12 protein-coding genes are annotated in these 12,284 nt (G+C 69.8%); all 12 read right to left on the reverse strand.

The window, feature by feature from the left end; translation table 11 throughout:
• Positions 1 to 270: 270 nt before the first annotated feature.
• Entirely contained in the window at positions 271 to 891 is a 621-nt protein-coding gene (gene ruvA / locus CHC08_RS29855; protein WP_089210708.1) for a Holliday junction branch migration protein RuvA, read from the reverse strand.
• Positions 888 to 1,475 (reverse strand): crossover junction endodeoxyribonuclease RuvC, encoded by a 588-nt coding sequence (gene ruvC, locus CHC08_RS29860; protein ID WP_089210744.1) that lies wholly within the window; start codon positions 1,473 to 1,475, stop codon positions 888 to 890. Before ruvC ends, ruvA begins: the two co-directional genes overlap by 4 nt.
• Positions 1,476 to 1,597: 122 nt before the next feature.
• Positions 1,598 to 2,755 carry a GNAT family N-acetyltransferase gene (locus tag CHC08_RS29865; RefSeq protein WP_089210745.1) on the reverse strand — a complete coding sequence of 386 codons (1,158 nt, stop codon included), beginning with the start codon at positions 2,753 to 2,755 and terminating at the stop codon, positions 1,598 to 1,600.
• Positions 2,756 to 2,798: 43 nt separating this feature from the next.
• A complete protein-coding gene (locus tag CHC08_RS29870; protein ID WP_089210709.1) occupies positions 2,799 to 4,085 on the reverse strand; it encodes a cation:proton antiporter in 1,287 nt (428 codons plus the stop codon).
• Positions 4,086 to 4,197: 112 nt separating this feature from the next.
• Positions 4,198 to 4,950, reverse strand: coding sequence for a YebC/PmpR family DNA-binding transcriptional regulator (locus CHC08_RS29875; RefSeq protein WP_089210710.1), 753 nt, complete (start codon positions 4,948 to 4,950; stop codon positions 4,198 to 4,200).
• Positions 4,951 to 4,953: 3 nt separating this feature from the next.
• Entirely contained in the window at positions 4,954 to 5,544 is a 591-nt protein-coding gene (pdxT, locus tag CHC08_RS29880; protein WP_089210711.1) for a pyridoxal 5'-phosphate synthase glutaminase subunit PdxT, read from the reverse strand.
• 165 nt (positions 5,545 to 5,709) lie between these two features.
• Positions 5,710 to 7,395, reverse strand: coding sequence for an alkaline phosphatase D family protein (locus CHC08_RS29885; RefSeq protein WP_089210712.1), 1,686 nt, complete (start codon positions 7,393 to 7,395; stop codon positions 5,710 to 5,712).
• A gap of 128 nt (positions 7,396 to 7,523) precedes the next feature.
• Positions 7,524 to 8,438, reverse strand: a complete 915-nt coding sequence (gene pdxS / locus CHC08_RS29890; RefSeq protein ID WP_089210713.1) for a pyridoxal 5'-phosphate synthase lyase subunit PdxS — start codon at positions 8,436 to 8,438, stop codon at positions 7,524 to 7,526.
• A 152-nt stretch (positions 8,439 to 8,590) separates the two neighbouring features.
• Positions 8,591 to 9,601: a DUF3048 domain-containing protein gene (locus CHC08_RS29895; protein ID WP_089210714.1), complete on the reverse strand. Its 1,011-nt coding sequence runs from the start codon at positions 9,599 to 9,601 to the stop codon at positions 8,591 to 8,593.
• A gap of 82 nt (positions 9,602 to 9,683) precedes the next feature.
• Positions 9,684 to 10,223 carry a hypothetical protein gene (locus CHC08_RS29900; protein WP_089210715.1) on the reverse strand — a complete coding sequence of 180 codons (540 nt, stop codon included), beginning with the start codon at positions 10,221 to 10,223 and terminating at the stop codon, positions 9,684 to 9,686.
• On the reverse strand, positions 10,220 to 11,350 hold the full coding sequence (locus tag CHC08_RS29905) for a glycosyltransferase family 4 protein (RefSeq protein WP_089210716.1): 1,131 nt from the start codon (positions 11,348 to 11,350) through the stop codon (positions 10,220 to 10,222). The genes CHC08_RS29900 and CHC08_RS29905 overlap by 4 nt, the downstream gene beginning before the upstream one ends.
• Positions 11,350 to 12,273 carry a phosphatidylinositol mannoside acyltransferase gene (locus CHC08_RS29910; protein WP_089210717.1) on the reverse strand — a complete coding sequence of 308 codons (924 nt, stop codon included), beginning with the start codon at positions 12,271 to 12,273 and terminating at the stop codon, positions 11,350 to 11,352. Before CHC08_RS29910 ends, CHC08_RS29905 begins: the two co-directional genes overlap by 1 nt.
• Positions 12,274 to 12,284: the final 11 nt, after the last annotated feature.

Below are 12,284 nucleotides of genomic sequence, written 5' to 3' on the forward strand. Positions count from 1 at the left end.
ACACGCGGGTTTCCGTCACACTCATGCGGGCGCCCTCCGCTCCGTCGAGCCCCCGGCGACCATCGAACACGAGCCTCCGGCGACCATCGGGTGCGAGCCTCCGGCGACCATCAGGCGCAAGCCCTCGACCATCAAGCGCAAGTCCCCGACCATCAGGCGCGAGCCCCCGGCGATTTTCAGGCACGGGCCTCCGGCTTTCAGGCACGGGCCTCCGGCGATCACCAGGGGCGAGCCCTCGGCGATCATCGGGCGTCCGCCCGCGGGAGCCCCTCATCGGACACTCAGCGCGCGGAGCGCGGCCTTGAGCAGCGCGGCCACCTGCGGGGTCCGGCCCTCCAGCACCTCGGCGTCGGCCTGGGGCGTGACGGCGGCGACCGCCTCGTCCGCGTCCTTGGCCGAGTAGCCGAGACCGACCAGACCCGAGTGCACCTGATCCCGCCAGACGGGCACGGTCACATGGCCGTTGAGCGCGGCGTTGACGGTCTCCTCCGGCGTGCCGAGCTTGCCCTTGAGGTCGACGATGATCCGCTGTGCCCCCTTGGGCCCCACCCCCGGAACCCTGGTCAGCGCCTTCACGTCCGCGCTCGCCACGGCCACCCGGAGCGCGTTGGGCGTGTATACGGCCAGCATCGCCAGGGCGACCTTGGGACCGACCCCGTTGGCCGTCTGCAGCATCTCGAAGATCCCGCGCTCGTCGTCGCTCCCGAAGCCGAACAGTGTCAGCGACTCCTCACGGACCACGAGCGAGGTGGCCAGCCTGGTCTCCTCACCCATCCTGAGCGTTGCCAGCGTGCCCGGCGTGCAGTGCACGAACATGCCCACCCCGCCGACCTCGACCACCGCCCCTTCCGGTGCGATGGCGGTCACCTGTCCCCGAACCGAGGCGATCACTTGGTGGTTCCTCTCGAATATCCGGCCCTGCCCTGCCCCCGGAAGTAGGCCGCGGGGGTCGTTCCCGGCCCGGTCTTGGCCTTGGCCACCGCCTCGGCCAGCCTGCTCTGGGCCCCGCCCCGCCACACGTGGCAGATCGCGAGCGCGAGCGCGTCGGCGGCGTCGGCGGGCTTGGGCATGGCGTCCAGCCGCAGCAGCCGGGTCACCATGGTTCCCACCTGCTGTTTGTCGGCCGTGCCGCTGCCGGTGATCGCGGCCTTGACCTCGGAAGGGGTGTGCAACGCGACCGGCAGCCCCCTGCGGGAGGCGCACAGGATCGCCACGGCGGACGCCTGCGCGGTGCCCATCACGGTCCTGAGGTTGTGCTGGGCGAAAACCCGCTCCACGGCCACCGCGTCGGGCTTGACCTCGTCGAGCCACTGCTCGATGCCCGCCTCGATCGCCACCAGCCGGGCTCCGAGGTCGTCATCGGCCGGCGTTCTGACGACTCCGACCTTGATCAGGCTCAACGGCGCCCCGGGCCGCCCCTCGACGGCACCGAGCCCGCACCGGGTCAGCCCGGGATCGATCCCCATCACCCGCAGCTCGGGCAACCGCACTGACACGCCTCCGCTCGCCGAACACCTGTTCGGTGCCCGACTCTACCGCGTGAGGGCACGCCACGCACGGCTGTGCGGACACGTCGCGCGCGGTTCGCCACCGGCGGTCAGAAGTGGTCAAGCATATGCGGCCTGGCGTGGAAGGCGGCGTCGAGGACCTCGTCGGCGTCCGTCGGGCCGGTGAGCGTTCCCGAGCGGCGGAGGGTGGCGGTCGGGACCCCGGCGAACAGGGCGGAGAAGGCGCCGGCGGTGAAGACGGGGACGGCCCCCGGTTGGGACCCCGCGGGCTCGACCGTACCGGATCCGTCCGCGACGGACAGGCGCCAGGGGCCGGAGTTGGCGGGACGCTGGGGGTCGTCGACCTGGATCACGGCGTCGAGGGTGACGCCCGCGGGGAAGCCACGCCGGCCGACGGCCGCGGCGAGGTCGATGACGCGGAACATCCAGCGGGTCTGCCCGACCTCGTCCCTGGGGCGGTCGCCGATCAGCCAGAACACCGGGTCGTCGGGGGCGACGACCGCGTGGACCGATGCGGCGACGGAGGATGACGAGCCGACCAGCGACCACAGGGCGCGGGCGGTGGCCTCCGAGCCCGCGACGAGGTTGCCGACCTCGATGTCGCCGCCGTCCCAGCGATAGATGAGGAAGCCGTCGTCGGCCAGGTAGAGGAAGTCGTCCTTCCTCTCCAGCCACAGGCGCCAGATCCGCTCGTCCCAGCAGATGGGACCGGAGGCGCGGGTGGCGGCGTGGACGCGGTTGAGGACCGCGATCACCTCGGGAGCGTCGTCGGGACCCATCCGGCGGACCTTGACCTGCTCGGTGGGCCTGATCGTACGCAGGGCCTCGGTTGGCAGGGTGGCCCGGTGCATGGCGCCCGCGTGCTCCCAGCCGAGTGACCGGTAGATCCGGGTGGTGGCCGGGTAGAGCGCCGAGATGGGGTGACCGAGGTCCGCGCAGCGGTCGATGGTGGCCCGCATCAGCGTCCGGCCGACGCCACGTCCGCGGTCCTCGGGCGCGACCGTCACCGAACCGATGCCGGCCATGGAGATCGGCCTGCCGTGCCACCACTGGGTGAGATCGTTGATCTTGCTCATCGCGACGAGCCGGGAGCCGTCGACGACGCCGAGATACCTCCCGCCGGCGAGCACCGGGATGACATGCCTGCGCCAGGCGTCCACCTCGCCGTCGGAGACCGGCCCGAAGGCGCGTTTGCGATTGTCCAGGACCGCGTCGAAGTCGTCGACGGTCAGATCACGTAGCTCCACGGTCACCAAAGATAGGGGACCGGGTGGAGAAGGTGAATCCGGGTCAAAGATGCCGAGCCGCGGGCTCGGCGCTCTCCTCGTCCCCTGCCTTTCCCGCCCTGTCGCGCAGGCTGTCCAGCCGCGCCATGATCGGCGTCGCCGTGACGCCGTGCACGACCAGGGATGCCAGCACGGTGAAGGCGACCACGGCCCAGAGCTCGTCGGCGGGCACGCCGAAGTCGGCCTGGCCGAGAGCGTAGGCGAGGTAGAACAGCGAGCCGATGCCCCGGATGCCGAAGAAGGCCGTCACCCCGCGTTCCCTCGGCCCCGCCGGGCCGCCCAGCCCCGCGAGCCATCCGGTCAGCGGCCGGATCACCAGCAGGAGCAGGAGGGCGACCGCCGCGCCCTCCCAGGTGAGCGAGGCCAGGCCTCCGACCGCCACGAACCCGCCGAGCAGCACGATCAGCCAGGCGGTGAACAGCCGTTCGACCTGCTCGATGAAACCGTGGAGAACCCCGTTGTATCCATGGGTGCGCTCGGCGGCCCTGATGGTGCACGCGGTCACGAACACCGCGATGAAGCCGTATCCGTGCGCCAGCTCGGTCAGGCCGTACGCCAGGAACGTCGCGCCCAGTGCCACGAAGCCGTCGCGGTGCTCGGCCAGCCGCAGATCGGACACCTGGGCGCGGAAGAACAGCCGGCCAAGCAGCTTTCCGATCAGCAGACCGCACACCACGCCCGCCCCGCACCGGTAGAGCAGGTCCACCAGCGCCCACTCACCGACCCACCCGGCGCCCCCGGCGGCGGCCAGGGCGATCGCGGCGTACACCAGGGGAAAGGCCAGGCCGTCGTTCAGGCCGGCCTCGGAGGTGAGGGTGAACCGGACCTCGTCGTCGGCCTTCTCCGAGTCGACGGGCTCGCCCACCTGCACGTCGGAGGCGAGCACCGGGTCGGTCGGGGCGAGCACCGCGCCCAGGAGCAGTGCCGCGGCCAGGGGCCATCCCAGCAGGCCGTAGGCGGCCGCGGTCACCCCGGCCACGGTCAGCGGGAGCGTCCATCCCAGGAGACGCCAGGTAGAGGACCAGTTTCGCCGCCCGAAGGGGCGGTTGATCGCCAGTCCGGCGCCCATCAGCGAGATGAGCACGCAGATCTCGGTGGCGTGCTCGACCAGTGCCCGGTGAGCCACCGGATCGGGCCCGGGCAGATCGAGGGGTAGGAGGTAGAGCAGGAACCCGCCGATGAGGCAGGCCAGCGGCAGTGAGAAGGGCAGCCGGTTGAGCAGCCGGGGCAGCACGGCCGCGAGCAGGGCGGCGATGCCCGCCAACGTAAAGATCAGGTCAGGGTTCCCCATGGTCCGCCTGATATGCCCTTGACCTAAAGGACAAACCTCACAGAGAGCCCGAGGCTACCCAGGAACCGCGAAATGCCCGCCTTCCCTGCGGAGAGGCGGGCACTCCGGACGGTTACGCGTCGAGCTTCTCCAGGATCTCGTCGGAGACGTCGAAGTTCGCCCAGACGTTCTGGACGTCGTCGTCGTCCTCCAGCGCGTCGATCAGCCTGAAGACCTTGCGCGCGCCGTCCTCGTCGAGCGGGACGCTCATCGTCGGCATGAAGCTCGACTCGGCCGAGTCGTAGTCGATCCCGGCGTCCTGCAGGGCCTTGCGGACCGGGACCAGGTCGGTGGCCTCGGAGACGACCTCGAACTGGTCACCCAGATCGTTGACCTCCTCGGCTCCCGCGTCGAGGACCGCGGTCAGCACGTCGTCCTCGGACAGACCCCCCCTGGGGACGAGCACAACGCCCTTACGGTTGAACATGTAGGAGACCGAGCCGGGGTCGGCCAGCGAGCCGCCGTTGCGGCTCAGGGCGACGCGAACCCCGGTGGCCGCCCGGTTGCGGTTGTCGGTGAGGCACTCGATCAGCACCGCGACACCGCCGGGGGCGTAGCCCTCGTACATGATGGTCTGCCAGTCGGCGCCGCCGGCCTCCAGGCCGCCGCCGCGCTTGCGGGCACGCTCGATGTTGTCGATCGGGACCGAGCTCTTGCGCGCCTTGGTGATGGCGTCGAAAAGCGTCGGATTACCGTCCACATCGGGGCCGCCGGTCCGGGCCGCGACTTCGATGTTCTTGATGAGCTTGGCGAACAGCTTGCCCCGCTTGGAGTCAAGCGCGGCTTTCTTGTGCTTCGTCGTCGCCCATTTGGAGTGGCCGGACATCGCCTAGAACTCCCTCACCATCTCAGCAAAATATGAATGCACACCGACATCCCCGGTAAGTTCCGGGTGGAAGGACGTGGCGAGCAGCGGTCCTTGGCGGACCGCGACGATCCTATCCCCAGGTTCGGCCCGTGCCAGCACTTCGACATCGGAACCCATGGATTCCACCCATGGAGCGCGAATGAAGATCGCGCGCATCTCGCCGCGCCCGGCGAAGTCGATGTCGGCCTCGAAGGAGTCGACCTGACGTCCGAAGGCGTTGCGGCGGACCACCATGTCGATGCCGCCGATCGTCTGCTGCCCCTCGATCCCGCCCTCGATCCGATCGGCCAGCATGATCATGCCGGCGCAGGAACCGTAGGCGGGCATACCGCTCTTGATCCGCATCCGGAGCGGTTCGAGCAGCTCGAACGTCTCGGCGAGCTTCCACATCGTGGTGGACTCCCCGCCGGGGATGATCAGCCCGTCGACCGCCTCAAGCTCGGCGGGACGCCGTACGGCCACCGCCTTCGCGCCCACCGCCTCCAGCGCGCGCACGTGCTCGCGCACGTCTCCCTGCAGAGCGAACACGCCGATCGTCGGGGCGATGGTCACCTATGGTCCTTTCAACGAGCCTGGAATGCCCTCCTAGCGTATGACCACTCCGTGGATCGCCCCAAACCCGATCATTGCCAGCAGGACAGGACCGCGACGGGAGAAGCCTCCTGGACGCGAAAGGGGCGGCGCCCCCGGAGGGACGCCGCCCGCGACCGGCGACGATCAGGGACGCTTGGTCTCCAGGTCCACGACCTCCTGGATCCGGTCGACCCCGGGGGTCCTGGCGGCCGACGGGTCGAGCGGGCGCAGATAGGTCTGCTGGACGCCCGGGACCCGGTCCTCGATCACGAAGGTCGCCTTGGTGTACGCCTCCGCGCCCGCCTGCGTGACCCGCGGCAGCACCTTGAAGTCCGCGGTGAGCTGATCGCGCCCGACCCGGGTGATCACGTAGCCGCGCTGGTTGTTGTAGAACTTCAGGTGCGGGTTGATGGTCAGGAACGGCTGGGTCTTCGGGTCGGAGTCGGCGCCGTCGCCACCGGTGGTGATGGAGGAGGCGACCAGCTCCGAGCCGACCGTGCGCGTGGTGGGGTCGTCGTAGTCGAGTTTGAGGTCACTCGCCCAGTGGGCGTGCACGTCGCCGGTGAGCACGACGGGGTTGCGCACCTTGGCGTCGACCCAGCCCTGGGTGATCCGCTGCCTGGAGGCGACGTAACCGTCCCAGGCGTCCTGGCTGGTGATCTTGGCCGGTCCGGCGTTGTTGTCGCGCTGGGCGAAGAAGACCTGCTGGCCGAGGATGTCCCACCGCGCCCGCGAGCGGCGGAAACCGTCCAGCAGCCAGCGCTCCTGCGCCGCACCGGTGATCGAACGGGCGGGGTCGACCGCCTCCGGGCAGTCGTCGTAGCCGTCGCCGCAGCCCTGGTCGCTGCGGTACTGCCGGGTGTCGAGCATGTGGAAGTTGGCCAGCTGTCCCCACTGGATCCGCCGGTAGAGCTGCATGTCGATGCCCCGCGGGATGGATCCGCGCCGCAGCGGCATGTTCTCGTAGTACGCGCGGAAGGCCGCCTCGCGCCGGGTGAGGAAGTCCGGCTGGGGGACCTCCGGCTTCTCCGGCACCTCGTCGGCCCAGTTGTTGTCCAGCTCGTGGTCGTCCCAGACGACCAGCCAGGGCGCGGCGGCGTGCGCGGCCTGCAGGTCGGGGTCGGTCTTGTACTGGGCGTGCCGCTGACGGTAGTTCGCCAGGCTCTCGGTCTCGGGGCCCTCGTGGTGGCGGATGTTGCCGCCGGGGATGGTGTAGGTGTCGCGCCGGTACTCGTACTGGTAGTCGCCCAGGTGCAGGATCAGATCGGGCTGCTCCTCGGCCAGGCGCCCGTAGGCGGTGAAGTAGCCGTGTTCGTACTGGGCGCAGGAGACGAAGGCCATCGCCAGGCCCGAACCGTAGGAGGACGCGTGCGGGGCGGTCCTGGCGCGGCCCATCGGCGAGACGTAGTGGCCGACCTTGAAGCGGTACCAGTAGTCCCGGTCCGAGGAGAGCCCGTCCAGCTCGACGTGGACGCTGTGACCCCACTCCGGGGTCGCCGCGGCCACGCCCCGCCGCACGACGCGGCGGCCTGCCTCGTCGCTGTAAACCTGCCAGTCAACCGAGAAGCGCCTGCTGGGCATCCCGCCCAGGCCGTCCTCGGCGAGAGGCTGGGGTGCCAGGCGGGTCCAGATGACAAAGCCGCCCGCGTCGGGATCGCCGGAGGCGACGCCGAGCGTGAAGGGGTTGGCGCTCAGGCCACGGGAGGCCAGGGAGGCGGCGCTCTCCGAAGCGGCGGGGCCGGGATCGGCGTTCGCGATGGCGGGAACACCGGCCACCGCGCCCGCCGCGATGCCGGTGACAAGAAAGGACCGTCGGGTGAGCCGGGACATGGGGGGCCTCCCAGAGTGATCAGGCACGAATGCCCGTCAGCCTTGCTGAGCATCATGACGGGAGAGTGAACTTCTCCGGTCATGAAAAAGGCGACATCCTCCATGGATGTCGCCTTCCCCGAAACTCCCTACCAGCCGCGCTCGGCCAGCCGGTGCGGAACCGGAATGTCGCTGACGTTGATGCCGACCATGGCCTCGCCGAGGCCGCGGGAGACCTTGGCGATGACGTCGGGGTCGTCGTGGAACGTGGTGGCCTTGACGATCGCGGCGGCACGCTGGGCCGGGTTGCCGGCCTTGAAGATGCCCGAGCCGACGAACACGCCCTCGGCGCCGAGCTGCATCATCATCGCGGCGTCGGCCGGGGTGGCGATGCCGCCCGCGGTGAACAGCACGACGGGCAGCTTGCCGGTCCTGGCCACCTCGGCGACCAGCTCGTACGGCGCCTGCAGCTCCTTGGCCGCGACGTACAGCTCGTCCTCGGGCAGCGAGGAGAGGCGCTTGAGCTCACCCCTGATCTTGCGCATGTGGGTGGTGGCGTTGGAGACGTCACCGGTGCCGGCCTCGCCCTTGGAGCGGATCATCGCCGCGCCCTCGGTGATGCGGCGCAGCGCCTCGCCCAGGCTGGTCGCGCCGCAGACGAAGGGCACCGTGAACTGCCACTTGTCGATGTGGTTGGCGAAGTCGGCCGGAGTCAGCACCTCGGACTCGTCGACGTAGTCGACACCGAGCGACTGGAGCACCTGCGCCTCGACGAAGTGGCCGATGCGGGCCTTGGCCATGACGGGGATCGAGACGGCGGCGATGATGCCGTCGATCATGTCGGGGTCGCTCATCCGGGAGACGCCGCCCTGGGCGCGAATATCGGCGGGAACGCGCTCGAGGGCCATGACCGCGACGGCACCGGCGTCCTCGGCGATCTTGGCCTGCTCGGCGTTGACGACGTCCATGATGACGCCGCCCTTGAGCATCTCTGCCATGCCGCGCTTGACCCGGGCGGTGCCGGTGACGGTGGTCTCGGTGACTTCGGGCGTGCTGCTGGACACGGTCTTTACCTCACGACGGCTGGTTGCGGATCACGGGCCGCCCGTGGGGGACGGCCACCACCTCTCCATGGTAGGCGCTGATCAGCTCGCCCCCCTACACCGTCTTGTCCCGCTTGAACGATCTTCTTGGACAAGTTGTACGGCTCGCGCCGTCAGGGAATGACCGGCTTGGGCGCGGCCAGGACCACCCAGACCTGGCCGGGAGCGAAGTTCATCGGCTCCCCCGCCGCGGTGGTGAAGACGGTGCCGTCCTTCTCCGAGTCACGCGACCACTCGGCCTTGAACGCCTGGCCGTCGCGGAGCACGACCGCCTTGCCCTTGCCGGTGGTGTGCATCAGGGGCGTGTAGCTGTCGTTCAGGTCGTGGAACTCCGAGCGCTCGGTCTTGACGTACTGCACGACGATCGTGGGCGCGCCGAGCTGGCCGCCCTCGGCCGCCATGTCCTTCTGCCCGTCCTGCCAGATCAGCCACTTGCCCGCGGTCTCCGACCAGCCGAAGGTGAAGCGGGCGCCGGGATACTTCACGCTGAACGTCTTCTTGGGCACACCGCCCTCGGGGGCGTCTCCGAAGGTGAAGCCGATGTCCTTCTCCTTGGTCGCCTTGGGCGCCGCCGCCAGCAGTTGCTTGGTGTTGGCGAACAGGTTGTAGGGCGCGTAACGCCCCGGCTGGCGGAAGTAGGCGCCCGGCACCCGGCTGTCGGAGACGTCGAACAGCGACGCCTTCGCGATGAAGGGCAGCATCTTGGTCTGCGCGCCCGAGTAGGCGAATGCGGGCTTTCCGAACTGCGGCATGAGGTGCAGGTCGGAGATCCGGGCGCTGCGGACCGGGCCGATCTTGGCCGGGGGGTTCGAGGAGAAGACCGCCATCAGCCGGGTCAGGCCCGCCTCGACCTGCTCGATGTAGACGATGTCGGCTTTCTTGAGGCCGAGCTGCGGCTTGCCCGACGAGGTGTTCTCGATCTTCGCCACCAGCACGGGCTTGCGGGCCGCACCCGGGAGCCCGGTGAACGGGTGGGTCGGCTCGGGGGTGGGAGTCGCGGGGGGAGCCGTGGCCGCCTGCGCGGCCTGACCCGCGGCGGGCGAATCGGCGGAAGAGCAGGCAGCGGCCGGCGCCAGAACCGTCACTCCCGCCAGCGTGATGGCGATCATCCGGGGCACCCGCACGACTACATCTCCTCAAGTCGGTCACGAAATGCCAAGAGCCTACCCGTGTCCGACTTGTCAGGTGCCGTGCTTTATAAAGGCATTACTCCGCAGCCAAAGCCTGCGGGGGCGCGTCGTCGATTTCAAAAAAATCCGGATACTCGGTGTGACCGGCCAGTCGCAGCGTGCGGGCCAGCCAGCGGCGCTGAGCGGTGCGAGTCACACCCACCGCGTTGTTGTAGAAACGGCGCGAGTAGAGCACCTTCGCCACCGCGGCACCGAGCTCCTCCAGCAGGTCGGGACCCGTGCGAGTGTCGGCCAGCCGATCGTGGAAGCGCTCCTGGTCGACCACGGCCCGCAGCGTGCGCGACAGGTCGCTCTCCGCGTGCTCGCGCTCCTCCGGCCCCGCGGTGCGGGCCTCGTGCGCCGCCGCGGCCAGCACCAGGCTCGTCGCCGGATCCAGGAGCCGGGAGCCGGCCAGCTCCAGGCAGACGGCGGTCCGCCGTACCAGGGCGGCGTCCAGGGACTCGCGGGCCAGCTCCAACCGGATGTGCAGCCGGTCCAGCCGGCCCGCCCGCCAGGAGATGTAGACGGCCGTGAGCACCACGATCACGCCCACCACCAGGATCAACGTGGTCGTCACGGGGTGTCGTCCTCCTCGACGCCGGCCGTGCTCGCCGCCACCGTCTCGTAGACGCGGAGGACATCGCGCGCGACCGTGGACCAGTCGTATTTCCAGACCGCCTGGCGTGCCTCGTCCGACAGTTTGGCCCGGCGCACGGGGTCGTCGAGCAACGCGGCGGCCTCGCGAGCGAGTGAGGAGGCGTCGCCGGTCGTGAACAACGCTCCCGCCTGACCCTCGCCGAGCACCTTGCGGAAGGCCGGGATGTCACTGGCCAGGATCGCGGCGCCGGCCGACATCGCCTCGGTGAGCACGATGCCGAAACTCTCTCCTCCCAGGTTGGGAGCGCAGAAGACGTCCACCGTGTGGTAGGCGCGCACCTTGTCCTCCTCGCTGACCATGCCGAGCAGGCCGACCCTGTCGTGGAAGGCGGCCGGGACCTTCTCCAGCACCTCCTTGGCGTCGCCGGGTCCGGCGATGAGCAGGCGCAGCCCCGGCCTCTCGGCGGCCAGCAGGGTGAACGCCTCCAGCAGCACGGGCAGGCCCTTACGCGGCTCGTCCATCCGGCCGAGGAAACCGATCACCTCGCCCCCGTCCCAGCCGGGCAGGGGCTCGCCCTCGGTGTAGCGGCTGACCGTCACCCCGTTGGGAATGAGCACGGCGTCGCCGCCCATGAACTCGACCAGCGTCTTCCTGGCCGCGTCGGACACGGCGATCCGGCCCGTGATCTTCTCCAGGGCGCTCATGAGGACCGAGGCCGTGACCGAGAGCGAGCGGGAGTTCTCGTAGGAGGCGTGGAAGGTGGCCACGATCGGCCCCCTCGCCACCCAGCAGGCGAGCAGGCCCAGTGAGGGAATGGCGGGCTCGTGCACGTGAAGCACGTCGAACCCGCCCTCGCGCACCCAGCGGCGCACCCGGTTGGCCGACAGGAATCCGAACGACAGCCTGGCCACCGATCCGTTGAAGGGCACGGGGACCGCCCGGCCCGCCGAGGTCACGTAGGGAGGCAGCGACGCGTTCTCCGCGGCCGGGGAGATCACCGAGACGTGGTGACCGTCCTCTATGAGCGCCTCGGCAAGGTCGCGGATATGCGCCTGAACGCCGCCCGGCACATCCCATGTGTACGGGCAGACAATGCCGATTCTCACTACTCCCCCACCGCTCCCGGATCCAGATCTTCCAGCCAGAGCCGCTGGAGCATGTGCCAGTCCTCGGGGTGCTCGGTGATGCCCTTCTCGAAGACGGTGGCCAGACTCTGCATGACGACGGCCACCTTCTCCTTTCTCGTGCCCTCCTCGGGAACCGCGATCTCCTCGTGGAACTGGAGTCCCCAGTCCCTGCCCTCGAAATAGAGGATCGCCGGGATCAGGGCGGCCCCGGTGTGCACGGCGAGCAGGCCGGGGCCGGCGGGCATGCGCGTGGGCGAGCCGAAGAATTGGACCTCGACCCCGTTGGCGGTCAGATCCCGCTCGGCGGGCAGGGCGACCGTGCGACCGGCACGCAGACGCGAGGCCAGGGTGGCGAAGACATGGCCGTCACCGCCGGTGAGGGGCAGCACCTCCATGCCCAGCCCTTCGCGGAAGGCGGTGTAGCGGTGAAACAGCGACTCGGGTTTGAGGCGCTCGGCGACGGTGGTGAACGAGTGGCCCGTCCCGGCGAACCAGGCGCCCGCCTGATCCCAGTTGCCCATGTGCGGCAAGGCGAGGACCACGCCGCGGCCCTTGTCCAGGTTGTCGTAGATCTGCGCGTCGCCGATGACGTGCATGCGGGAGACGATCTCGTCGGTGGACATCGAGGGGAGCCGGAACACCTCGTGGAAGTAGCGGAAATAGGAGCGCATGCCATCTCGGCTGAGCATTCGGATCGCCGGATCGTCAGGCGATGCGCCCTTGACCCTGGCGAGGTTGGACTCCAGCCGGAGCACCGACTTGCCACGGCGCTTCCACAGCCGGTCGGCGGCCACGCGGAAGGCCCAGCCCGTGAGACGTTCGGGGAGGCGGGGCACGACGGCCCAGCCCGCACCGAACCCGGCCGCGACGAGACGATCCTGCGGGGACGGCTTGTCGGTCATCGCTCTCCCGA

Source organism: Streptosporangium subroseum (assembly GCF_900188345.1).
GTDB classification, from domain to species: Bacteria; Actinomycetota; Actinomycetes; order Streptosporangiales; family Streptosporangiaceae; genus Streptosporangium; species Streptosporangium subroseum.

What these genes read in the sequence shown, in the direction of transcription:
- CHC08_RS29885 (WP_089210712.1), bottom strand. Translation starts at nt 7,395, where the DNA reads ATGTCCCGGCTCACCCGACGGTCCTTTCTTGTCACCGGCATCGCGGCG.
- CHC08_RS29910 (WP_089210717.1), bottom strand. Translation starts at nt 12,273, where the DNA reads ATGACCGACAAGCCGTCCCCGCAGGATCGTCTCGTCGCGGCCGGGTTC.
- CHC08_RS29870 (WP_089210709.1), bottom strand. Translation starts at nt 4,085, where the DNA reads ATGGGGAACCCTGACCTGATCTTTACGTTGGCGGGCATCGCCGCCCTG.
- CHC08_RS29875 (WP_089210710.1), bottom strand. Translation starts at nt 4,950, where the DNA reads ATGTCCGGCCACTCCAAATGGGCGACGACGAAGCACAAGAAAGCCGCG.